Below are 24183 nucleotides of genomic sequence, written 5' to 3'. Positions count from 1 at the left end.
CCGACGTAGGGGACGTGGACTCGGGGACACGGTATCGAGAACGGGGACACCTGGACCGCTGGGCGGGCCAGGGATGGGATGCCACATGCACAACCCACTGCCTGCGGGCACTTGGGGGTGGCCGGCGACTGCGCTGGTCCTCCTGGCCATCGCGGCACCACAAGTCTTTTTCCAGCTGACCGAGCCGTCGCCCGTGTCCTGGGGGGCCGGCGCCACCGTCGCGCGGCTCGTCGTCGCGCCACTCTTCGCCGCCGCGGCCGGGGTCGTCTACTTCCAGTACCGGATCACCCGGCTCCCGGTCCTCGCCTGGCTCGCGCTCGCCATGACCATCTTCGGCGTCGGTTCCATCGGCGTCGCGATGGTGCGCCTGAGCAATCCTGACGGATTCGCCGGCGCCGGCTGGCTCATCCTGCTCGACCTCAACATCGCGATGGTGATCGCGACGATCGCCTGGCTCAGCCGCACCCGGACGTGCCGGGTGGATCCGCTGGCGGCCGGCCTGGTGCTCGGCCTGGTCGCCTCGTGCGGCTACCTGATGCTCAGCGAGACGTCGCCGGCCGCGCCGGCCTGGCTGCCGCCCGCCGCCGGGTTCCTCGCGCTCGCGCTGTGGGCCCTCGCCGCCGCGCGCCTGATGCGTCGCGACTCGCCGCTGCCGCGCTGGTTCACCCACCGGATCGGGATCGGCTTCCTCGCGATGGTCCTGGGGCGGGTGATCACCGCGACCATGCAGACCTCCACGCCCGTCGTCGCGATCGCCGTCGTCGTCCTCACCACCGCGGGCGGGGTACTCGTGCTGAGCGCGAGCCTCGCCGCGCTCCGGATCGAGATCCAGCACCAGGAGGAGTGGCTCGAGGCCCTGGGAACCCAGCTCGCACAGCTGGAGGAGCAGCAGGTCGACGAGCGCTCCCGGCTGCACGAGATCACCAACACCGTGGCCGGGATCGCCTGCGCGTCGAACCTGATCCACAGCAACCGCCAGCTGAGCGCCCAGTACCGCGAGCGGCTGGAGGAGATGCTGGACCGCGAGTCCGCACGGCTGGCCAGGATCCTGGCGGGGCGCGCGGCCCACGACCAGAGCGACGGTGCGGCCGCCCCGGCGACCGCGGCCCCAGGCCCCACCACCGCGACCGGCGCGGCGGCCGGGTCAGCGACGGAGCCGGTCGACCTCGACGGCCTGATCCGGCCGCTCGTCTCGGCGCAGCAGGCGATCGGCCGCGAGGTCGAGTGGCAGCCGTCGGGCCTGCGGGTCGCCGGCGACGCCGACAGCATCACCGAGGCGCTCAACATCCTGCTGGACAACTCCCGCAAGCACGCCCCGGGCGCGACCACCACGGTGGTCGCCCGCGAGGCCGACGGCGCCGCGGAGGTGGTCGTCGCCGACGACGGCCCCGGCATCGCACCCGACCGCCGCACGGCGGTCTTCACCTGGGGCGAGCGGGGCGAGACCTCGCGCGGCCAGGGCCTCGGGCTCAGCCTGGCCCGGACCCGGCTCGAGCACACCGGCGGGACGCTCGACCTGGCGCCCAGCCGGGTCGGCGCGCGCTTCGTGGTGCGCCTGCCCCGGCACGACCGCGACGGCGCGCCGAGCGACGGGATCCGGGACCGGCGCGCCTCCGGCGTACCGGGCGCGAGCCAGCAGCGTCCCTCGTACCTCGAGGGAGACACCGACGACCACGGCGGGGTGCCCGTGCTCGCCAGCCACGGACGCAGCACCCTCGAGGAGGCCTCGTGATCGGCACCGACAGCTCCAACCGCCGGCCGAGGGTCCTGATCGTCGACGACCACGTGCTCTTCGCCGAGTCGCTCGAGCTCAGCCTCAACATGGAGGGGTACGACGTCCGCCGGGTCCCGGCGGCCACCATGACGCCGAACCAGCTGCTGGCCAGCGTCAGCCGCTACCAGCCGCGCGTCGTGCTGCTCGACCTCGACCTGGGCGAGCTCGGCGACGGCGTACGCCTGATCACCCCGATCGCGCGCACCGGCTCGAACGTCGTGGTCCTGACCGCGTCGACCGACAAGTCGCGCTGGGGCGACTGCGTGCGCCAGGGCGCCCGCAAGGCCATCCCGAAGACGCAGCCGCTCAACGAGATCCTGGCCGTGGTCCGCAAGATCTGCCAGGGCCTGCCGGTGATGGACGCCGCGGAGCGCGAGCAGCTGATCGGGCTGTGGTCCGAGCAGCGCCAGCAGGAGCACGAGCTGCGCGAGCGGCTGGAGCGCCTCACCCCGCGGGAGCGGGAGGTGCTCGGCCAGCTGATCGCCGGGCACCCGGTCCGCGAGATCGCCCGCACCAGCGTGGTCTCCGAGGCCACGGTGCGCACCCAGGTCAAGGCGATCCTCGCCAAGCTCGAGGTCACCTCCCAGCTGGCGGCGGTCGGGCTGGCCCGGCAGGCCGGCTGGTCGCCGCCCTCCAAGGACGGCCTCGTCTCCTGACCTCCGTCGCCGGTGGCGGAGCGACGCTCAGGGGGTCGCGCCGCCCGGGCCGCCGTCGCGCAGCCGGTCGTACTTCGCGACGGCCGAGAGCTGCGAGGAGACGCCGAGCTTGCGCAGCACCGACCGCACCTGGTGGCGCACCGTGACGACGGAGACCTCGCGGGCCTCCGCGATCTCGGGCACGGTCCGTCCGCGGTAGAGCTGGTCCAGGACCTCGCGCTCGCTGCGGGTCAGCGAGCCGAACGCCTTGACCAGCTCCTCGCGCTCCTCGCGCACCCGCTCCCAGGCGCCGCGCAGACCGGCCTCGCCGGCCAGCCGCAGCTGACGCCCCTCGGCCACGCCCCGCGCCGCCGCCACCACCTGCTCCAGAGAGCTCGACCGGGGCAGCACCAGCGCCGCGCCCGCCTCGAGCACGGCGCCCCACAGCGCGCCGGCCGGCACCGCCGTGAGCACAATCCAACGGGTCTCCCCGCTGCGCTCGACCAGGTCCGCGACCGCGTTGATCAGGTCGGTGTGATCGCCCTCGATCAGCGCGATCCCCACCGCCGCGAGCTCGCCCTCCCCGTCGCCGGCCGCGAAGTCCGGCACCTCGCCCCAGGGGACGTAGCTGGCCTCCAGCCCGGAGTTGCGCAGCGCGGCCGCGACGGCCTCGGCGATCAGCGCCTGGTCGGAGACGACCACGACGGGCGGAGCGGGCCCGACGGCGCTCGATTCGCCGGACCGAGGCTGCGGTCCGGAGAGGTCCGGCATCGAGCCTCCTTCCGTCGGCGATGCCGAGCGGATCCGAGATACCCCCAGGATGGGGAGTCCCCGGTCGTATCCGGCAAGACCACCGCATCCGACGCACGGGCTCGTCACCGGGATTGGGTAATCGCGCCGGAAGCCGCAGACCAGAGCGGACGAACAGCGCTTCCCGAGCCGGTCACCACGGCCGTTCCGGGCGCCGCAGAACCTCGATCACACGCTGCTGCTCGGACTCCGACATCTGATGGAACAGCGGCAGCACCAGCGTGCGGCGGCTCAGCCGCTCGGTGACCGGCAGCGGCACGACGAGGCCGGAGTGCCCGGAATACAGCGGCTCCAGGTGCGTCGCCATCATCGCGCGCGTCGCGGTGATCCCGGCGCGGCCGAGCGCGGCGATGAGCCCGTCGCGTCCCACCGGGTAGTCCTCAAGCACCTCGACCCAGTAGGACTGGAAGTTGGTGCGCCCGTAGTCGGGGTCGCGCACGGCGCGCAGGCCCTCGATGTCGGAGATCGCCTTGCCGTACACCTCGGCCAGCCTCCGACGCCGCGCGACGACCTCCGCCATCCGGTCCAGTTGGACGAGGCCGACGGCGGCCTGCAGGTCCGTCATCCGGTAGCTGTAGCCGACCTCCGCGTACTGGACAGGCCCCGCCACGCCGCCGGACGGAAGGGCGCCGCCGTCCGCGATCGATCCGGCGTGCTCGCGCAGCCGGCGCGCGCGCAGCGCCCACGCCGCGTTGCGGGTCGTGAGCATCCCGCCCTCGCCGGTGGTGAGCACCCTGCGTGGGTCGAACGACCACGCCGTGACGTCCGCACCCGTGCCCACCGCGCTCCCCCGGTACTCCGAGCCGGCGCCGCTCGCCGCGTCCTCGATCACGCCCACGGCGAGACGGTCGCAGTAGTCGCGGATCGGGTCGAGGTCGACCGGCACCCCTGCCTGGTCGACAGCGATCACCGCCGTCGTGCGGGGCGTCATCGCTGCCTGGACCGTCTCGGCGTTGAGGTTGCCGGTGTCGGGGTCGACATCGGCGAAGACCGGCCGTGCGCCGACGTAGGTCGGCGCGTTGCTGGTCGCCACGAACGAGTACGACGGCACGACCACGTCGTCCCCGGGCCGCACCCCCGCGACCACGAGGGCCAGGTGCAACGCGGTGGTCCGGCTGGAGGTCGCGACCGCGTGGCCGACCGCCTGGCGCTCGGCGAACCGGCGCTCGAACTCGGCCACCCGCGGCCCCTGGGCGACCCACCCCGACTGCAGCACGTCCGTGACCGCGGCGACCTCCTCGTCACCGAGCAGCGGGCGCGACGTGTGGATGCGTCTCACGTGCGCTCCTCTCTTCCGGCTGTCTGGTCGGTCGACGGCTCCATTCGACCGGTCCCGCCGGGGGCGGGCGGAAACCCACCGACGGGTTACCGCAACTTGGGGGTGCGCCCGCCGAGGCCGCCGAAACCTCCTGACCACTTCTGGGTATCCACGCCCGCCCGCCGCCGCCCGGATCGTCCAGAGCACCCAGGCTCCCATCGAGCACCCGATGCGGAGCGGTCGCGCGACCGCCTCGGGCTCACTGGGTCGGGGGATCCAGGGAACGAGGGAGGGAGCGCCATGAGCGGACGTGTGCCATGCCCGGGAAGGAGTCCGGCCGGTCCGGGCGGGTGGCTCCTCCACCCGGTCGACCTGCACGCTCGAGGCCGCGGAGAGTTGCCCGAATTTTGGGCATGCCCGCAACCCCTGGGCGAACGAGGGTTATCGGAAGACAAGAGGGTTCGGCGATCCAGCCGCCCGCACCCATGGCATCCGGGGGCCAAGCGATGACATCACCGCCGCTCACCGCAGGCGGATCATCCACTCTTCTGGCCTACGCCGGCGAGCGGCTGCGACGCCTGCGCGCCAGCCACCGCGGACTGATCGCGTGGCTGCCCGACACGGCTGCCATCGGCCTCGGCCTCCTCACGATCGCCGTGGTCACCGACTCGCTCTCGCCCGCGGTCGCCCTGACCATCGCCGTCGTCTGGCCCGCGCTCGTCGCGCTCAACGGCGGCTACCGGCTCCGCGGCATCACCGGCACCCGGATGCTCCAGGCCCGTGCGGTGGTCCGCGCCGGCGCCCTCTTCGGGCTCGCCTGCTGGATCCTCGACGGCGTCGCCGGCCTCCCGGTCGAGTCGCGGGCCACGCTCGCGCTGACCGCCACGCTCACCGCGGTCTCCGTGGTCGGCTGCCTGGGCGGCCCGCGAACTCCGGCCGCCGGGACCCGCGTGCTGGTGGCCGGCCCGGAGCCCGAGGTGGCCGACGTGCTGGCCGAGCTCGAGGCGAGCAAGCACCCGATCGTTCCGGTCGCCATCTGCTCGCTCGGCGGCCCTCAGCACCCGTTCGCCGGGCTCCCGGTGACCAGTGGCCTCGGCTCGGTGGCCGAAGCGGCCGAGCGCACCCGCGCGGACGCCGTGATGGTGCTGCCGGGAGCGGGCGTCGGCCCGCGGGAGCTGCAACGGCTCGGCTGGGCGCTCGCGCCGCACGCCACGCAGCTCTTCGTCGGCACCGCCCTGCTCGACGTGACCCGCGCCCGCACCGCACTCGCCCAGGTCGGCGGCCTCCGGCTGCTGCACGTCCGCACCCTGCCCGACCGCGGCCTCGCCCGAACGACGAAGGAGGTCACCGAGCGGTTCGCCGCCGTCGTCGCGCTCCTGCTGCTGGCGCCGGTGCTGCTGGGCCTGGCGGCCGCGATCCGCCGCGACTCCCCGGGAGGCGCGCTCTTCCGGCAGGAGCGGATCGGGCGGAACGGCGAGCGGTTCGTCATGCTGAAGTTCCGGACGATGCGCACCGAGGCCGAGGACGTCCGCGCGACCCTCGAGCAGCAGAACGAGGGGGCCGGCCTGCTGTTCAAGATGCGGCAGGACCCCCGGGTGACCCGGATCGGCGCGGTGCTCCGGCGCTACTCCCTCGACGAGCTCCCCCAGCTGTTCAACGTCGCGCGCGGCGAGATGGCGCTGGTCGGTCCGCGACCCGCGCTGCCCGACGAGGTGGACCGCTACGACCACGACCCGCGGCGGCGGCTGGCCGTGAAGCCCGGCCTGACCGGGCTGTGGCAGGTCTCCGGACGCTCCGACCTGTCGTGGGAGGAGTCCGTGCGCCTCGACCTCGCCTACGTCGACAACTGGTCCCTCGGCCTCGACCTGCGGATCGTGGCGCGGACCTTCGGCGCCGTCCTCGGGCACCGCGGCGCCTACTGACGCTGCCTACCTCGCCGGGGCCTACCCCGCCGGGGCCGGGGTCGTGTGCCCCAGACACCGCCCTACGCGTGCCTCAGGCACACGACCCGACCCACCGAGCGGGCCACCCGCGCGTGCCGGGCGTCAGGAGCCGAACCGACGGTCCCGCTGGGCGTAGGCGCGGATCGCCCGGAGGAAGTCGACGCGGCGGAACTCGGGCCAGTAGGCCTCGCAGAAGTAGAACTCCGACTTCGCGCTCTGCCACAGCAGGAAGCCACCCAGACGCTGCTCCCCGGAGGTCCTGATCACCAGGTCGGGGTCGGGCTGGCCCTTCGTGTAGAGGTGGTCGGCGATCGCCTCGACGTCGATGCTCTCGGCCAGCTCCTCCAGCGAGGTCCCCTTCGCGGCGTGCTCGGTGAGCAGCGAGCGGACCGCGTCCGCGATCTCGCGGCGACCGCCGTACCCGACCGCCACGTTGACCAGCATCCCGTCCACGTCGGCGGTGCGGTCCGCCGCGGCCTTGAGGCGCTCGGCCGTGCTGGCCGGCAGCAGGTCCAGGGCGCCGACCGGGTGCAGCCGCCAGCGGCGCTGGTCGGCGAGCGAGTCGACGGCGTCACCGATGATCTCCAGCAGCGGCTCCAGCTCGGCCGCGGGACGGTTGAGGTTGTCGGTCGAGAGCAGCCACAGCGTGACCACCTCGATCCCGACCTCGTCGCACCAGGTCAGCAGGGGCTCGATGTTGGCGGCCCCCGCACGGTGACCGTGCGCCGTGTCGCGGCCGACCGCCTTGGCCCACCGTCGGTTGCCGTCCAGCATCACGCCGATGTGCTTCGGGAGGTTGTCCGGCATCCGGCGCAGCATCCGCGCCTCGTATACGGGGTAGAGCACCTTCCGTGCTCCCCGCTTCCAGTCCGCCACCCGACGATCGTAGGACACCGCGCCGGGCGCCCCGGCGACATACGGATTCCTTCCCCACCGCTGGGGAGACCCTGCACGATGGGAGCACCACCGGACGCCGCGCCGCGCCCGGATCGGACCACCGAGGAGAGACGACGATGACCGCTGCCTGGCACCCGGACCCGACCGGACGCCACGAGCTCCGCTACTGGGACGGCACCCAGTGGACCGACCACGTCGCCGACGGCGGGGAGATGTCGGTCTCGCCGCTGCACGAGGGTGGGGAGCAGCCCGCCGAGGAGGCGTGGGTCGGAGAGGAGGCGGCCGGCCCGGAGCCTGACGTCGCGGAGCCGGAGTCGCCGATGCCCACGCAGCAGCTGCCCACCCAGCAGCCGGCCCAGCAGCAGCCGGCCCAGCAGCAGCCCGCGGAGCAGCAGCCGGCCCCGCAGCACAGCCCCGCCCCCGGCCCGATGCCCGCCCAGCCGCCCGCCCAGCAGCCCGGCGGCAGCATCACCGGCGAGCTGATCGACGGCCGCTACACCGAGGTCACCGGCCTCGGCCCCGTCCGCCAGAACGACCGCCTGCTGCGGGTCCGGATCACCGAGCCGTTCATGGCCCAGCAGGGCTCGATGGTCGCCTACCAGGGCAACGTGAACTTCGCCTACCAGGGCAGCGGCGCGGGCAAGTTCCTCAAGAAGGCGTTCACCGGCGAGGGGCTCTCCCTGATGCGGGTCGAGGGCCAGGGCGACGTGTTCCTCGCCGACTCGGCCAAGCAGGTCCACATCCTGCACCTGGACAACAGCGGGATCTCGGCCAACGGCAAGAGCGTGCTGGCGTTCTCCGCGAACCTGGACTGGAACGTCGAGCGGGTCCGGGGCGGCAGCATCGCCGCCGGCGGCCTGTTCAACACCACCCTGCGCGGCACCGGCTGGGTGGCGATCACCACCGACGGCGACCCGGTCGTGCTCGACGCCGGCGAGGCGCCGACGTACGCCGACGCCAACGCGCTGGTCGCCTGGTCCGTGCACCTGCAGACGTCGCTGCGCTCGACGTTCACCGCGGGCTCGATGATCGGGCGGGGCTCGGGCGAGGCGTTCCAGGTCGCGTTCAGCGGCCGGGGCTTCGTCATCGTGCAGCCCTCCGAGGGCGGCGTCGCGTCCCACGGCCAGTGACCCGACCAGTGACCCGACGTCCGACCGCCGACCATCCGGTTTTACGACGGTGTTACCAGCCGTCGCTACGCTGAGGCCATGAACCAGGCCATGCAGCACGCAGGGGAGAGCGTCCGCGCAGGCCTCGAGTCGATCGGCGAGACGATCGCGGAGGTCAAGCCCAAGCTGCGGGGATGGCTTCACCTGGCGAGTACGCCGATGGTGCTGGCGGCCGGGATCGTGCTCATCGCGCTGTCCCCGACCGCCGCCACCCGGATCGGGTCAGCGCTGTACGTGGGGTCGGCGCTGCTCCTCTTCGGCGTCTCGGCGACCTACCACCGCGGCACCTGGTCCCCGAAGGTCCTCGGCGTGCTGAAGCGCATGGACCACTCCAACATCTTCCTGTTCATCGCCGGCTCCTACACGCCGTTCGCGCTGATCCTGCTGGACGGGTCGGCGCGGGTCGCGATGCTGTCGGTGGTCTGGACCGGTGCGCTGCTGGGCGTGGGGTTCAAGGTCTTCTGGCCCGGCGCTCCGCGCTGGCTCTCGGTGCCGATCTACATCGCCCTCGGCTGGGCGGCGATCTTCTTCATCCCGGCCTTCTTCGACGGCGCCCTCGAGCTGGGCCTGGGCATCGGGGTCGCCGTCTTCGTGCTGATCTGCGTCGGCGGCGCCCTCTACACCTGCGGCGGCCTCGTCTACGGCCTCCAGCGCCCCAACCCGTGGCCCCGGGTCTTCGGGTTCCACGAGGTCTTCCACGGCTTCACGGTCGCCGCCTTCGTCGTGCACTACGTGGGCGTCTCGATGGCGACCTACTCGCTGCGCTGAGCGCAACTCGGCGGTCGGTTTCTCCCGACTCGGCGGTCGGTTTCTCCCAACTCGGCGGTCGGTTTCTGCCGACTCGGCCGTCAGTTTGTGCCGACTCGCGGCTCGGAGCGCTCGAGGAGGACCAGCGCCTCGGCGTGGGCGGTCTGCGGGAACATGTCGAACACCTGCCCGCGCACGGGCCGGTACGACGCCATGGTGGCCAGGTCGCGGCCCAGGGTGACGGGGTTGCAGCTGGAGTAGAGCACCCGCGGCACCCCGGAGCCCTCCAGCCACCCGGCGAGCTCCACGCCGAGGCCGCGCCGCGGCGGGTTCACCACGACCAGCTCCGGGCGCTCGGCCGCGGTGCTCTCCCGGGCGTACGCCGTGGCGTCGCCGGCCAGGAACGCCACCGACCCCGTCCCGGCACCGAGGGACATGTCGGCCCGGCTCCGCTCCGCGCTGGCGATGGCCTCGGCGCTGATCTCCACGCCCGTCACCGCCCGCCCGGGCGCGGCCAGGTGCAGCGCGAAGCCGCCGACGCCGCAGTACAGGTCCCACACGCTGCCGGGCGCGACCTCCCCGACCCACTCCCGGCCGCGGGCGTAGAGGGCGGTGGCCACCGGCGTGTTGGTCTGGAAGAAGCTGCGCGGCCCCAGGTGCAGGGTGACGTCGGGCAGCCGCATCGGCAGCGTGCGCTCGCGCGAGAGCACGATCTCCCGCTCCCCCTCCAGCACGGCGGCGTGCGCCGGCTGGATGTTGAGCGTGACCACCCGCGCGGCGGGCAGCTCCTCGGCCAGCCAGGGCAGGTGCTTGCGGATCCGCGCCTCGGCCTCGGTCGAGCGCAGCACCCAGCGCACCATCAGCTCGCCGTCGGGCGACTCGGTGACCAGCACGTGCTTGAGCTCGCCGCGGCGCGCGGTGACGTCGTAGGGCACCAGCCCCGCCCGGGTGACGAACCGCGCGAGGGTCGGCAGCGCGGCCTGCAGGCCCGGCGTGTGCAGCGCGCAGTCGCGCAGGTCGACACCCCCGCCGCGCGGGCCGAGGATCCCCAGCGTCGGCTCCTCGGCCGTCCCGGCGACGACCATCTTCGCCTTGTTGCGGAACCCGGCGGGGGCGCTGGCGTGCGGCGCCAGCCACTCCGGGACGCCCGGGCCCGCGGACGCCACGGCCTCACGGGCCGCGGCGTCCTTGGCGGCCAGCTGCTCGTCGTACGGCGTCGGCAGCCACGTGCAGGACCGGCACTCGCCGGCGGTGAAGTGCGCGCAGTCGAGGACCGCGTGGGACATCCCGGTCAGCTCAGCCCTTCTTGCCGCCGCGGCCGTACAGCGCGCCGACGATCCTGGTGAGCTGCTTCTCGGCCTTCGCGGTGCGCTTGAACGTGGTCAGCGCCAGCACCGGCTTCATCCGCTGCCGGGCGATGGCGTGGGCGTAGGTGAACTCCTTGAGCCCGTCGGGGCCGTGGATGCGGCCGAAGCCGGAGTCGCCGATGCCGCCGAACGGCAGGTTCGGGATGCCGGCGAAGGAGATCACGCCGTTGATCGCGGTCATGCCGGCGCGCAGCTTCTCGGCGATCTCCATGCCCTGCTTGGCGGAGAAGACGGTCGAGCCGAGGCCGTAGGTGGTGTCGTTGGCCAGCCGGACGGCCTCGTCCATGTCCGCCACCTTGGTGACGGTGACGGTCGGGCCGAAGGTCTCCTCCTTGATCGCCGCGGAGTCCTCCGGCACGTCGACCAGGACGGTGGGCTGCACGAACCGCTCGCCGACGGCGTCGGCGCCGCCGACCAGGGCGCGGCCACCACGCGCGAGGGCGTCGTCGATGTGCCGCTTGATGGTGTCCATCTGCTTGGGCATGGTGATCGGCCCGACCTGCTCGCCGGGGCCGGCCTTGACCTGCTTCGCCTGCTCGACCAGCTCGGTGACGAAGTCGTCGTAGACCCGCTCGTCGACGTAGACCCGCTCGACGCCCACGCAGGTCTGGCCGGCGTTGCCGCAGGCGCCCCAGAGCGCGGCCTCGGCGGCGGCGGCGATGTCGGCGTCGTCGGCGACCAGCAGCGCGTCCTTGCCGCCCGCCTCGATGATCACCGGGGTGAGGGTCTCGGCGCAGGCGGCCATCACCTTCTTGCCGGTCGGCGCGGAGCCGGTGAAGGCCAGCTTGTCCACGCCGGCGCCGCACAGCGCGCCGCCGGTGGCGCCGAAGCCGGTGACGACCTGGAGCACCGGACGCCCGACGGCCTCGAGGAAGGTCTCGGCGAGCCACACGCCGACGCCCGGGGTGTACTCGCTGGGCTTGAAGACGACGGCGTTGCCGGCGGCCAGCGCGTAGGCGATGGAGCCCATCGGGGTGAAGACCGGGTAGTTCCAGGGGCCGATGACGCCGACCACGCCCATCGGCCGGTAGGCGACGCTCGCGGCCTGGTTGGCCATCAGCAGGCCCGGCGAGACCTTCTGCCGGCCGAGCACCTTCGGCGCGTGCGCGGGCGCCCAGGCCAGGTGGTCGATGGCCAGCGAGATCTCCAGCAGCGCGTCGCCCTTCGGCTTGCCGGTCTCGGCCGACATCACCGCGGCGAGGTCGTCCATCCGGCGCGTCATCAGCGCGCGCCAGCGGCCGAGCTCCTTCTTGCGGCCGTCGAACCCGAGGTCGCGCCACCACTCCGCCTGGACCCGCGCCTCCGCGACGCACGCCTGGACGTGCGCGGCGTCGTGGATCGGGTGCGTGCCGACCACCTCGCCCGTCGCCGGGTTCAGCGAGTCGAAGGTGCTGGGCGCCTCGGTGGCGTCGGCGGTGACGGCCTCAGTGGTGGTCATGCACCGAATCTACTGTGCAGTACGTCGGGCCGCGACCAGGTCCGGCTCAGTGACGGGCCGCTCGCACACCTGTCCCCGGCAGACGTACGCCGCCGGGCGGCCGCCCACGGGCTCCCGGCCCTCGAGCAGCGCGATCCCCGGCACCGGCCCGGCCGCCGCGACCACCACCGCGCCCGGCAGACCCAGCGCGGCCGCCTCCAGGGCGTCGCGCTCCTCGCCGGGTGCGCCGACGACGGCCACCTCCAGCGGGCCGTCCAGGGCGGCCGTCGCGGCCGCGAGCGTCCAGCCGGCGAACCGCGGCGCCTTGTCGACCAGGACCGCGGCGGTGGCGAGCGCCGCCTCCGCCACGTCGCGGTAGCGGCCCTCGCCGGTCAGCGCGTGGGCGTCGAGCAGGGCGTGGACCAGGCTGGAGAAGCCGCTGGGCGAGGCGTTGTCGCCGGGGTCGCGCGGGCGGGCGATCAGCGCCTCGGCGTCGGCGGCGGTGTCGTGGAAGCCGCCGTCGGGAGCGGCGAAGGCGGCCACCGCGGCGTCGATCAGGTCCGTCGCGTGGCGCAGCCAGCGCGGGTCGGCGGTGGCCTGGGCCAGCGCCAGGAAGCCCGACGCGACGCAGCCGTAGTCCTCCAGCACGCCCGCGTGCGCGCCGGCGACGCCGTCGCGGGAGACCCGGAGCAGCCGGACCGCCTCCCCGCCGTCCCCCGGGACCAGGTGCACCCGCACCAGCAGCTCGGCGGCGGCGCGGGCCGCGTCGACGTACTCGGGGCGTCCGGTGCGGCGGCCGAGGTCGCACAGGCCGCTGATCGCCAGCCCGTTCCACGCGGCGACCACCTTGTCGTCGCGGGCCGGGCGGGGCCGCTGCTCGCGGGCGTCGAGCAGCCGGGCGCGGACCTCGCGGAGCCGGCGCACGTCGCGGGGCTCGGTCGGGGCGTGCCGCAGCTGGAGCGTGGACATCCCCTCCTCGAACGTCCCCGCCTCGGTGACGGAGAACAGCTCGGCGGCCCACCGGCCGCGCTCCTCCCCCAGCGCGGCGACCAGCTGCACCGGCGTCCAGGCGTAGAAGGCGCCCTCCCGGCTCTCCCCGCCGGGCGCGACCAGGCTGTCGGCGTCGAGCGCGGAGGCGAAGCCGCCCTCGCGGGTGCGCAGCTCGCGGAGCAGGAAGTCGGCGGTCTCGGTGGCGACGCGGTCGCCCTGCTCGGTCCCCAGCCGCGCGTACAGGCCGATCAGCTGCGCGTTGTCGTAGAGCATCTTCTCGAAGTGCGGCACCACCCAGCCGCGGTCCACGGCGTACCGCGCGAACCCGCCGCCGAGCTGGTCGTAGATCCCGCCGCCGGCCATCGCCGCGGTGGTGCGCGCGAGCATGTGCCGCGCCTGCCGCGCCTGCTGGTCCGGCAGCACGCCGGCCTCGGCGATCCGGCGCAGGAACTCCAGCACCATCGTTGGCGGGAACTTCGGCGCGTCCCCGAAGCCGCCGGCCATCGGGTCGAAGTCGGAGGCCAGCCGGCCCACGGCCGCGGTGAGCCGCTCCGCGTCCAGCGGGTACGACGGCAGCTCGACCTCGCGGGCCAGGTGCTCGGCGACCTTGCCGGCGGTGGCCCGCACGTCCTCGCCGCGGTCGGCCCAGGCCTGCGACAGCGCCGTCAGCACCTGGGTGAAGGCGGGCTGCCCGTGGCGCGGCTGGTCCGGGAAGTAGGTGCCGGCGAAGAACGGGGCCCCGTCGTGGTCGACCACGACGGTCATCGGCCAGCCGCCGTTGCCCGTCAGCGCCGTGGTGGCCTGCATGTAGACCGCGTCGACGTCTGGGCGCTCCTCCCGGTCGACCTTGATGTTGACGAACCGCTCGTTCATCAGCGCCGCGGTCGCGCCGTCCTCGAACGACTCGTGCGCCATCACGTGGCACCAGTGGCAGGCGGCGTACCCGACGCTGACGAGGACCGGGACGTTGCGGTGCCGCGCCTCCGCGAACGCCTCGGGCCCCCACTCCCACCAGTCGACGGGGTTGTCGGCGTGCTGGAGCAGGTAGGGGCTGGTCGCGTTGGCTAGCCGGTTGGCCATTCCTGTGACTCCTGACGAGTGGCACGTGTATCACTCGCGGTCCAGCGATACACATTCTTGATACGTGTTCGAGCCGCGTCCGGGACGCGATGACGTGGCCTCGGGACCTTCGCTGCCCCAGCCTAGGAGGGGCGGCGAGGGCGGCGAGGGCGACGGCGATCGCCAAGGACACCTGGGGCCAGGAGCCCGGGGCCGGCCCTCAGCGCCGCCACCGCGACCACGTCCAGCCCCGCGAAGCCCGCAGCGCAGGGGGTCATTTCAACTGGCGACCGTGGAATGGGGCGTCGCGGCGCGCGATGGCGGCGGCCTCGGTGCGGTTGCTGGCGCCGAGCTTGGCGATGATGCGGGAGACGTGGACGCTAGCGGTCTTCGGTGAGATGAACAGCGCTTCGCCGATCTGGTCGTTGGTGCGTCCCTCCGCCACCAGGTCGAGGACCTCGGCCTCGCGGGCCGTGAGCCCCGCGGTCTCCCTCCCGCCGCCGTCACCGCCGCCGAGCCTGGCCAGCAGCGTCTCCGCGCGCGCCGCGAGGGGTGCAGCCCCGAGCCCTTGGGCGGTCACGGCTGCCTCGGTCGCGAGGTCGCGGGCGATGTCGCGGGCGCCACCGTGGGCGTGGACGTCGGCCAACGCGAGGGCGACCACCGCGGCGTCGTAGGGCTGGCCGAGGTCGAGCCAGGCGCGACGCGCGGCGTCGAGCTTCTCGGCGGCGCTCGGGTCTCCGGCGCCGCGGAGGTGTTGGGCCGAGACCTCGGCGCGCCAGGCGTCGCCGAGGGCACCGCTCATCGGCAGCCGACCCGCGATCTCCACCAGCCGCCCCAGGCGCGGCACCGCGGTCGTGCGCTCCGCCGGGTGGTCCGCCGCGGCATCGGCCTCCACCCGGGCCGCGTCCCTGACCAGCAGCCACAGCAGCTCGGCCCGCGGCGCGAGGTCGTCCTGAGCCAGCACCGCGTCGACGGTCGCGCGGTGCCCGGTCAGGTCACCGGAGAGCGCGGCCGCCAGGGCCAGCACCGGGCCCACGCTGTCGTCGTCGTGATTGTCGTCGGATCTGGCGGCCCGCACCCACCGGTCGGTGTCAGTGCTGCCGGTCTGCAGCAGGTCGAGGTAGGCGAGGTGCAGGTCGGCGTACGTCGTGTCGGTGACCCAGGAGCTGCGCACCGCGGCGACGGTCTGCCGAGCCCGGTCCCACTCGCCGGTCAAGGTCCAGACGATGCAGGCGTTCTCGACGACGTGCTCGTACTCCCCGGCCAGCGCACGGGGCTCCTCCACCCGCCGCAGCGCCCGTTCGATGGCCCGGCTCGCCTCGTCGTAGCGGCCCAGCATCCCGAGGGAGTAGATCAGATTGCCGTCGACCCCCAGCAGGTCGGCGGAGTGGGCGAGCTCCGGGCGCCCGGCCACCGCCTCGGCGTGGATGACAGCCTCCGCCGTGCGATCCTGCTGACCCAGGCGCCAGCCCATCGCCATCGCCGCCAGGAGCTCGACGTCCGGGAAGCGAGCGATCCGGGCCCGGTGGTCGGCCTCGTCGAGCCAGGTGAACCGGTCCGGCCCGTCGATCGGCATGGCGTTGGTCGCCACGACGAGCAGGGCCGCCGCCATCTCGTCGTCCGGGCCGGAGCCGTCGACCAGCGCGACGATGCGGGCGTGCTCCTGCGGGGTCACCGGCGACGGCAGGTGGGTCCCCTTGGGTCGGCCGAGATGACGCCGTTGGAGGTCGAGGAAGGCCGTGGCCAGAGCGTCGTCCGCGAAGATGTCCTGCAGCACTGGAATCAGCTGGCGCTGGCGAGCCGGGTCGTTGAGGGATCGGCACCGGGTGAGCTGGACGCAGGCGTCCCGTCGGGTCCGCCCGCTCGCTGCCAGGTCGTCGGCGGCGAGGTCCCAGCCGAGCAGGATCCGCTCCCACAGCTCGCCCTCGACGGTGCGGGCGCCCATCCGCCGCGCGGCCGCCGTCGCGGGGAGCGCGGTGGTGACCGCACGCTCCCGGTCGCCGGCACGGTGCCAGTGCTCCGCCACGGCGAGCGTGGCCGGGTCGACGGCCAGACCGGATCCAGGGATGCTCAGCACCTCGGCCCAGCGGCGGTGCCAGCCTCGCCGCGCTCCGGGGGTCATCGCCCGCTCGACCGCCTCGCGCAGGAGGGCGTGGCGGAACGAGAGGCCGTCGCGACCCGGGTCCTCAGCGAGGATGCCGGCGTCGATCGACTCACGGAGCGCTTCGTCCAGCTCGAGACCGCTGTGGTCCAGGACGCGCTCCACCAGCCCCAGCCGGAGGTGACCGTCGCCGATCGCAGCTGCCTCGACGAGGCGGCGGGCCTCCGGCGACAGCGACTGCAGACGGAGCAGCGCCACGTCGGCGGCCGACGTGAGCTCGGGTCGACCGTGGGCCGCCGCGAGCTCCTCGACGACGAAGGGCACGCCGTCGCTCATCTCGGCGATCCGCCGGTCCACCTGGGGGTCGCTGACCCCGTGGTCGAGGGACGCGAGGAGCTCGCGCACCTGGTCCGGCGTCAGCCGCTCGAGATGGATCAGCTCGGTGCAGTTCTGGCGACGCAGCTGGGCGAGGTAGGTGGTGAGGTCGGCGGACGCCGCGGGCGGACGGATGGGGTCGTCGCTGCGCACGGTCGCGACCACCAGCATCGGCAGGCGGTCGAGGGTGCTGCTCAGCAGTGCCAGGACGTCACGGGTGCCGGTGTCGACCCAGTGGAGGTCCTCGACCCACCACACGGCCGGTCCGGCAGCGGCGCTGGCCTCCAGCGCGGCCAGGGCGGCTGTGACCAGCCCGACCCGGTTGGCGTCATCGGCCGCGTCGCCGCCCGGAAGCAGGGGGTCGAGGGCGGCGTGGGTCGCTGGCGGCAGCGCGTCGAGGACCGGGCCGAGGTCACGCAGCGTGTCGGCCAGCGTTCCGAACGGGATCTCACCGGTCGACATCGCGACGCCGTGCCCGACGATGACGGAGACGTCGTCACCGACCTGTCGGGTGAACTCCGAGACCAGGCGGGTCTTGCCCAGCCCTGCCTCTCCCTGGACGAGGACGAGCGATCCCTGTCCGTCGCGAGCCAGCGTGAGGAGGTTCTCGAGCGCGGCGAGCTCGTCGTCGCGCCCGATCATCACCGAGGTGCCACGCCGGGGCATGCCTCGATCGTCGCAGACCTGCGACGTCGATGCAGGACCTCGCTGCGCGACCGACATGCCGTGGGTGGCGGATCCGTCAGTGGGCGCCAGCGAACCGCTGCAGCACGCTGGCGACGCTCGGGCGCTCGATCGGCCGCGGCAGGGCCGGCTGGGCGCTGAGGCGACGGCTCTTGCGGGCGAGGCGGCAGCGTCGGGCCAGGCGGTGGCTGGTGACGTCGGCGGCCACCTGCTGCTGGCGGTACGCGGCGAGATCGGCGGCGAAGCTGTGGCTGGCGATGGGGTACATGGCTGCGCTCCTGGGAAGTTCGCGGTGTTGTTCCGACGCAACTGAGCCTGCGTCTAAGACCGGCTGCACGGATCGGGCGATTTCCTCATCTTTCGACGGGGTTTCCCTGAGATCACGGCCTCAGACGGTCTCAGTGCGCCCTACGTCCGCCCGGTCGATCGCGACGAGCCGCCGAGGAACGAGGCGATTCAAGACTCCGTTCGACATCGGCTTCGACGCCATCGAACTTCGACGGAACAGCCGGGCCGTCGACTGGGTCGACTCGCCGACTCAAGGTCCTCGGCGGTCCAGCGCGACAGGTCGGTTCCCTTGGGGAAGTACTGGCGCGGCGAAGTGGACCAAGGTCCCTGGCCGCCTGGGTCCGGCGGAGCCAGGCTGGCGGGGAACAGGAGGCCAGCGATGTCCGACCAGCAGCAGCCCGCCCGGAACGTGGCCCAGGACGTCGCGCCGCCGAGCGCGCTCGGATCGGGTCGCCCCAGATCGGGGCCGGTGCGCAGCCAGCGGCCCGTGTACGTCGACCTCCTCCCGCCGTGCAACGAGCGATGTCCCGCCGGGGAGAACATCCAGGCGTGGCTCTCCCATGCCCGGGCGGGGCGGTACGAGGAGGCGTGGCGCCAGCTGACCGAGGACAACCCGTTCGCCGCGATCCACGGCCGGGTCTGCTACCACCCGTGCGAGGACTCCTGCAACCGGGCGCAGATCGACGGGGCGGTCTCCATCCACGCCGTGGAGCGCTTCCTCGGCGACGCCGCGACCGAGCACGGCTGGCGGTTCACCCCGCCCGCGCACGAGACCGGCCGGCGGGTCCTGGTCGTGGGCGCCGGCCCGAGCGGGCTGTCGGCCGCCTACCACCTGCGCCGCCTCGGCCACGGGGTCGTCGTCCGCGACAACTCCCCGCGGCCGGGCGGCATGATGCGCTACGGCATCCCGGCCTACCGCCTGCCGCGCGACGTGATCGACGCGGAGATCGACCGCCTGGTCGACCTCGGGGTCCGGTTCGAGCAGGAGCACGTCGTCACGGACCTGCGGGCCGAGATGGCCGAGGGCGGGTTCGACGCGGCGTTCGTCGCAGTCGGCGCCCACCTCTCGAAGCGCGTCGACATCCCGCACCAGGACGCCGGCCGGGTGCTCGACGCGGTGAGCTTCCTGCGCGGGGTGGAGACCGGCGCGGGGCCGGAGGTGCAGGGCCGGGTCGCGGTGTACGGCGGCGGCAACACCGCCATGGACGCGGCCCGGGTCGCGCGCCGGCTCGGGGCCGAGGACACGGTGATCGTCTACCGGCGGACCCGGGACCAGATGCCGGCCCACGAGGAGGAGGCGACCGACGCGGAGCAGGAGGGCATCCGCATCAACTGGCTGCGCACCATCGCCTCGATGGACGAGCGCGAGCTCACCGTGGAGGTCCAGGAGCTCGACGAGAGCGGCCGCCCGCACGGCACCGGCGAGTTCGAGACGCTGGCCGCGGACACGGTGATCCTGGCGTTGGGCCAGGAGAGCGACACGCGCCTCCTGGCGGGCCTGCCCGGCGTGGAGTTCGACGGCGACGTCGTGCGGGTCGACCCGCAGACCCTGATGACCGGCGCGCCCGGGGTCTTCGCCGGCGGCGACGCCGTGCCCAGCGAGCGCACGGTCACCGTCGGCGTGGGCCACGGCAAGCGCGCCGCACGGAGCATCGACGCGTGGCTGCGTGGCGCCGGCGGGGGCCGCGCTGCGAAGCACGAGGTGGCGACGCTGGACAAGCTGCACCTCTGGTACTTCGGCGACCACACCCGGCGGCAGCAGACCGAGCTCGACCCGGCCACCCGGACCCGCGACTTCGGCGAGGTGGTCGCCGGGCTGTCGCCCGAGGAGGCGCGCTTCGAGGCCGGGCGCTGCCTGTCCTGCGGCAACTGCTTCGAGTGCGACGGCTGCCTGGGCTCGTGCCCCGAGGACGCGGTGATCAAGCTCGGGGTGGGCCACCGCTACGAGTTCGACTACGACGCGTGCACCGGCTGCGGGACGTGCGAGCGGCAGTGCCCGGTGCACGCCATCGAGATGGTCCCGGAGCCCGGGATGCCGGGAGGAGGTCGCTGATGCGCACCACCATCGACGGCAACGAGGCCTGCGCCGACGTCGCCTTCCGGCTCAACGAGCTGTGCGCCATCTACCCGATCACGCCGTCCTCGGCGATGGCCGAGCTCGCCGACGAGTGGTCCAGCCACGGCCGCACCAACGTGTGGGGCACCGTGCCGACCGTCGTCGAGATGCAGAGCGAGGGCGGCGCGGCGGGCGCGCTGCACGGCGCGCTCCAGGCGGGGGCGCTGTCGACGACGTTCACCGCGTCGCAGGGCCTGCTGCTGATGATCCCGAACCTCTACAAGATCGCGGGCGAGCTCACCTCGTCGGTGATCCACGTGGCGGCCCGGTCGCTGGCGGCGCAGGGCCTCTCCATCTTCGGCGACCACCAGGACGTGATGGCGGTCCGGCAGACCGGCTTCGCGCTGCTCTCGTCGGGGTCGGTGCAGGAGGCGCACGACTTCGCGCTCGTCGCCCAGGCGGCGACGCTGCGGGCACGCGTGCCCTTCGTGCACTTCTTCGACGGGTTCCGCACCTCGCACGAGCTCAACAGCGTCGAGCTGCTCGACGACGACGTGCTGCGCGCCCTGGTGCCCGAGGAGCTGGTCCGCGAGCACCGGCTGCGCGCGCTGTCGCCGGAGCGGCCGTTCGTGCGCGGCACCGCGCAGAACCCCGACGTCTACTTCCAGGCCCGCGAGACGGTGAACCCCTACTACGCCGCCACGCCGGGCATCGTGCAGGCGGCGATGGACGACCTGGCCGAGCACACCGGTCGCGCCTACCGGCTGGCGCAGTACGACGGCCACCCCGAGGCCGAGCGGGTGATCGTGGTGATGGGCTCGGGCGGCGAGACCGCGGTGGAGACCGCCCGGCACCTCGCCGCCGCCGGGGAACGCGTGGGCGTTCTGCGGCTGCGGCTCTTCCGGCCGTTCCCCGCCGCGCAGCTGCTGGCCGCCCTGCCGCTCACCACCCGCGCGGTCGCGGTGCTGGACCGCACCAAGGAGCCCGGGGCCGGCGGCGAGCCGCTGTTCCTCGACGTCGCCGCCGCCCTGGCCGAGGGCTTCACCGACGGCGCGCTCCCCCGGCTCCCGCGCGTCCTGGGCGGCCGCTACGGGCTCTCCTCGAAGGAGTTCACCCCCGGCATGGTCGCCGGGGTGTTCGCCGCCCTCGACGACCCCGCCAGCCCCGCCCGGTTCACCGTCGGCATCCACGACGACGTCGGCCGCACCTCGCTGCCCTACGACCCGAACCTCGACATCGAGCACGACGACACGCTGCGCGCGGTCTTCTTCGGGATCGGCTCCGACGGCACCGTCGGCGCCAACAAGAACACCATCAAGATCCTCGGCGCCGACGAGTCCGTCTTCGCCCAGGCCTACTTCGTCTACGACTCGAAGAAGTCCGGCGGCAGCACCGTCTCCCACCTGCGCTTCGGGCCGCACCCGATCCACGCGCCGTACCTCGTGCGGCAGGCCGGCTTCGTCGGCTGCCACCACCTCGGCCTGCTGGAGAAGCTGGACGTGCTGGCGGTCGCCCGGCCCGGCGGCACCCTGCTGCTCAACGCGCCGCTGCCGCCCGAGGAGGTCTGGGACGCGCTGCCGGGGCCCGTCCAGGAGCAGGTCGTCGCCAAGGGGCTGCGGCTCTTCGCCATCGACGCCGGGCGGGTGGCCCGCGATGCCGGGCTGCCGGGCCGGACCAACACCGTGCTGCAGACCTGCTTCTTCGCCATCTCCGGCGTGCTCCCCCACGACGAGGCGATCGAGCAGGTCCGGGGCGCGGTCCGCAAGACCTACGGGCGGCGCGGGCAGGAGGTCGTGGCCCGCAACGAGGCCGCCATCGACGCGACCCTCGGCGAGCTGCACGCGATCCCCGTGCCGGACGCGGCCACCTCGTCGCGCCCGCTGCCGCCGGTGGTGCCGGCGTCGGCCCCGGAGTTCGTGCGCACCGTCACCGCGACCATGATGGCCGGCCGCGGCGACGACCTGCCGGTCAGCGCGCTGCCCGTCGACGGCACCTGGCCGAGCGGGACGACGGCGTACGAGAAGCGCCGGATCTCCGAGCAGGTGGCGCTGTGGGATCCGGAGGCGTGCATCCAGTGCGGCAACTGCGCCTTCGTCTGCCCGCACTCGGTGCTGCGCGCGAAGCTGTACGACGGCAGCGCGCTGGACGGAGCGCCCGAGGGCTTCGAGTCGGCCCCGCTCAACGCGGTCGGGCTCCCCGAGAGCCGCTACACCCTGCAGGTCTACGCCGAGGACTGCACGGGCTGCGGGCTGTGCGTGGAGGCCTGCCCGGTGACCGCGGCGCCGGGGACCGACCTCAAGGCGATCAACCTGACGGACGACCGGGCGGTGCTCGACGCCGGCCGGGAGCGGGTGGCGTTCTTCGAGACGATCCCGCTGCCACCGCGCAACCGGGTCGACCTCGGCACCGTCCGCGGCACCCAGTTCCTGCAGCCGCTGTTCGAGTTCTCCGGCGCGTGCGCCGGGTGCGGGGAGACGCCGTACCTCAAGCTGCTCACCCAGCTCTTCGGTGACCGCGCGACCGTCGCGAACGCCACCGGCTGCTCCTCGATCTACGGCGGCAACCTGCCCACCACCCCGTGGGCGGCCAACGCCGACGGGCGCGGACCGGCGTGGTCGAACTCGCTGTTCGAGGACAACGCCGAGTTCGGGCTCGGCATGCGGCTCGCCGCGGACCTGCACACCCGGCTGGCCCGGCAGCGGCTGCGGGAGCTGCGCGAGGACGTCGGGCCCGACCTCGCCGACGCCCTCCTCGGCGCCGAGCAGCTGCGCGAGTCGCAGCTGCGGGACCAGCACGACCGGCTCGCCGAGCTCCTCCGGCGCCTGGACGCGCTGGAGGGCGGCGAGCGGTCGGCGGCCGTCGCCGACCTCCGCAGCGTCGCCGACCACCTGCTGCGCCGCAGCGTCTGGATCGTGGGCGGGGACGGCTGGGCCTACGACATCGGCGCGGGCGGGCTCGACCACGTGCTCGCCAGCGGGCGTGACGTGAACGTGCTGGTGATGGACACCGAGGTCTACTCCAACACGGGCGGGCAGTCCTCCAAGGCCACGCCGCTGGCGGCGGTCGCCAAGTTCGCCGCCGCGGGCAAGGCGGTGCCCAAGAAGGACCTCGCGCTCCAGGCCATCGCGTACGGGAACGTCTACGTCGCGAGGGTGGCGATGGGGGCCGATCCGCAGCAGACCCTGCGCGCGTTCCGCGAGGCCGAGGCGTACGACGGGCCGTCGCTGATCATCGCGTACAGCCACTGCATCGCCCACGGCATCGAGATGAGCAAGGGGCTGGACCAGCAGAAGCGGGCGGTCGACTCGGGCCACTGGCCGCTGATCCGCTTCGACCCCACGCTGCGCGACCGCGACGACAACCCGTTCCTGCTGGACTCGCCGCGACCGACGATCCCGCTGCGCGACTACGTGTACCGCGAGCTGCGCTACCGGTCGCTGCGCAACGCCTCGCCCGACGAGGCCGAGCGGCTGCTCGGGCTCGCGCAGCACGCGGTGGACCAGCGGTGGGCGACCTACGAGGAGATGGCCACGCGCAGCGCCGCGGACTTCATGCCCGACGCGCGGGCCGGGGCCGACACGGGGAGGACGTCATGGACCTGAGCACCGACTACCTGGGGCTGCGCCTGCGCAGCCCGATCGTGGCCTCGGCCTCGCCGGTCTCGGCCACGCTGGACGGGATCCGCCGGGTGGTCGACGCCGGCGCCGGGGCGGTGGTGCTCTACTCGCTCTTCGAGGAGCAGGTGCGCGCCCAGGAGGTCGAGGACCTGCTCCTCACCGAGGCCCACGAGGGCGCCTTCGGCGAGGCGCTGGACTACTTCCCGAACGCGCCGTCGGTGGGGCCGGCCGGGACGACGCCGTACCTGCGGCACCTGGAGCGCGCGGCGGCGGCCGTGGACGTGCCGGTCATCGCCTCCCTCAACGGCAGCACCCCCGGCGGCTGGACCTCGATCGCGTCCTCGATGGAGTCGGCGGGCGCCGCCGCGCTGGAGCTCAACGTCTACGCCGTGCCCGGCGACGAGGGCGTCACCGGCGCCGACGTCGAGCGGCGCCACCTGGAGATCCTCGCCGGCGTCCGGGAGGCGGTGTCGATCCCGCTCGCCGTGAAGCTGAGCCCGTTCTTCAGCGCGACCGGCGACGTCGCCGCGGCGCTGGACGCCGCCGGGGCCGACGGGCTGGTGCTGTTCAACCGGTTCCTCCAGCCCGATGTGGACACCGAGGCGATCCGGGTCGTCCCCGGGGTCACGTTCTCCTCCCCGGTGGAGGCGCGCCTGCCCCGGACCTGGATCGCGATCCTGCGCCACCGGGTCCACGGGTCGCTGGCCGCCACCACCGGCGTCGACGCCGCCGAGGACGTGGTGGCCTACCTGCTCGCCGGGGCCGACGTGGTGATGACGGCGTCGGCGCTGCTGCGGCACGGCCCGGAGCACGTCGGGGTGCTGGCCTCGGGGCTGGCGGCGTGGCTGGAGCGCAAGGGCTTCGCCTCGGTCGACGGGGCCCGGGGGCTCCTCGCCGTGCCCGAGGGCGCCCACGCCGGCGCCGAGGCCCGGGCCGGGTACGTCCGGGCGCTGGAGGAGGCCCGGGGCCACTACGGGTCGCTGGCCTAGCGCGAGT

General features: G+C 73.9%; 16 protein-coding genes. 8 read left to right on the top strand and 8 right to left on the bottom strand.

Translation table 11 applies throughout. The annotated features are described in order from the left end of the window. Positions 1–193: 193 nt before the first annotated feature. Complete coding sequence (locus ABLM29_RS05420) at positions 194–1732, top strand: sensor histidine kinase (protein ID WP_349712925.1); 1539 nt, start codon at positions 194–196, stop codon at positions 1730–1732. After that, positions 1729–2430: a response regulator gene (locus ABLM29_RS05415; RefSeq protein ID WP_349712923.1), complete on the top strand. Its 702-nt coding sequence runs from the start codon at positions 1729–1731 to the stop codon at positions 2428–2430. Before ABLM29_RS05420 ends, ABLM29_RS05415 begins: the two co-directional genes overlap by 4 nt. Before the next feature lie 27 nt (positions 2431–2457). On the opposite strand, the gene ABLM29_RS05410 is transcribed toward ABLM29_RS05415, so the two are convergent. Beyond that, entirely contained in the window at positions 2458–3180 is a 723-nt protein-coding gene (locus tag ABLM29_RS05410; RefSeq protein WP_349712922.1) for a helix-turn-helix transcriptional regulator, read from the bottom strand. 172 nt (positions 3181–3352) lie between these two features. Beyond that, positions 3353–4498 carry a DegT/DnrJ/EryC1/StrS family aminotransferase gene (locus ABLM29_RS05405; protein ID WP_349712920.1) on the bottom strand — a complete coding sequence of 382 codons (1146 nt, stop codon included), beginning with the start codon at positions 4496–4498 and terminating at the stop codon, positions 3353–3355. A 485-nt stretch (positions 4499–4983) separates the two neighbouring features. Here ABLM29_RS05405 and ABLM29_RS05400 point away from each other — a divergent pair, with 485 nt between their 5' ends. Then, positions 4984–6399, top strand: a complete 1416-nt coding sequence (locus ABLM29_RS05400) for an exopolysaccharide biosynthesis polyprenyl glycosylphosphotransferase (RefSeq protein ID WP_349712919.1) — start codon at positions 4984–4986, stop codon at positions 6397–6399. 123 nt (positions 6400–6522) lie between these two features. On the opposite strand, the gene ABLM29_RS05395 is transcribed toward ABLM29_RS05400, so the two are convergent. Then, the gene (locus ABLM29_RS05395) at positions 6523–7296 is read right to left on the bottom strand and encodes an isoprenyl transferase (protein ID WP_349712918.1); all 774 of its coding nucleotides are present in this window, start codon (positions 7294–7296) and stop codon (positions 6523–6525) included. A gap of 137 nt (positions 7297–7433) precedes the next feature. Here ABLM29_RS05395 and ABLM29_RS05390 point away from each other — a divergent pair, with 137 nt between their 5' ends. Further along, positions 7434–8447: an AIM24 family protein gene (locus ABLM29_RS05390; protein WP_349712917.1), complete on the top strand. Its 1014-nt coding sequence runs from the start codon at positions 7434–7436 to the stop codon at positions 8445–8447. A 78-nt stretch (positions 8448–8525) separates the two neighbouring features. Then, a complete protein-coding gene (trhA, locus tag ABLM29_RS05385; protein ID WP_349712916.1) occupies positions 8526–9254 on the top strand; it encodes a PAQR family membrane homeostasis protein TrhA in 729 nt (242 codons plus the stop codon). An 80-nt stretch (positions 9255–9334) separates the two neighbouring features. Here the strand turns inward: trhA and rlmC are convergent, their stop codons facing one another. From rlmC to ABLM29_RS05360, 5 genes are all read right to left on the bottom strand, one after another. Beyond that, positions 9335–10519, bottom strand: coding sequence for a 23S rRNA (uracil(747)-C(5))-methyltransferase RlmC (rlmC, locus tag ABLM29_RS05380; RefSeq protein ID WP_349712915.1), 1185 nt, complete (start codon positions 10517–10519; stop codon positions 9335–9337). Between the two features lie 10 nt (positions 10520–10529). After that, positions 10530–12038, bottom strand: coding sequence for an aldehyde dehydrogenase family protein (locus ABLM29_RS05375; RefSeq protein WP_349712914.1), 1509 nt, complete (start codon positions 12036–12038; stop codon positions 10530–10532). A 9-nt stretch (positions 12039–12047) separates the two neighbouring features. Beyond that, positions 12048–14087: a thioredoxin domain-containing protein gene (locus tag ABLM29_RS05370; protein ID WP_349712913.1), complete on the bottom strand. Its 2040-nt coding sequence runs from the start codon at positions 14085–14087 to the stop codon at positions 12048–12050. 253 nt (positions 14088–14340) lie between these two features. Beyond that, entirely contained in the window at positions 14341–17208 is a 2868-nt protein-coding gene (locus ABLM29_RS05365; protein ID WP_349712912.1) for a helix-turn-helix transcriptional regulator, read from the bottom strand. Between the two features lie 76 nt (positions 17209–17284). Then, positions 17285–17494 carry a hypothetical protein gene (locus ABLM29_RS05360; protein WP_349712911.1) on the bottom strand — a complete coding sequence of 70 codons (210 nt, stop codon included), beginning with the start codon at positions 17492–17494 and terminating at the stop codon, positions 17285–17287. Positions 17495–17893: 399 nt separating this feature from the next. On the opposite strand from ABLM29_RS05360, the gene ABLM29_RS05355 reads away from it, so the two are divergent. From ABLM29_RS05355 to ABLM29_RS05345, 3 genes are read left to right on the top strand one after another with little or no spacing between them, the layout of a single operon-like run. Beyond that, complete coding sequence (locus ABLM29_RS05355) at positions 17894–19567, top strand: NAD(P)-binding protein (protein WP_349712910.1); 1674 nt, start codon at positions 17894–17896, stop codon at positions 19565–19567. Beyond that, complete coding sequence (nifJ, locus tag ABLM29_RS05350) at positions 19567–23172, top strand: pyruvate:ferredoxin (flavodoxin) oxidoreductase (protein WP_349712909.1); 3606 nt, start codon at positions 19567–19569, stop codon at positions 23170–23172. The genes ABLM29_RS05355 and nifJ overlap by 1 nt, the downstream gene beginning before the upstream one ends. Continuing rightward, positions 23163–24176, top strand: a complete 1014-nt coding sequence (locus ABLM29_RS05345; RefSeq protein ID WP_349712908.1) for a dihydroorotate dehydrogenase-like protein — start codon at positions 23163–23165, stop codon at positions 24174–24176. The genes nifJ and ABLM29_RS05345 overlap by 10 nt, the downstream gene beginning before the upstream one ends. The last annotated feature ends 7 nt before the right edge of the window (positions 24177–24183 follow it).

Origin of the sequence: Nocardioides sp. YIM 152588 (genome assembly GCF_040191335.1) — a bacterium.
Classification (GTDB): domain Bacteria; phylum Actinomycetota; class Actinomycetes; order Propionibacteriales; family Nocardioidaceae; genus Nocardioides.
This window is presented reverse-complemented; position numbering and strand designations above follow the sequence as displayed.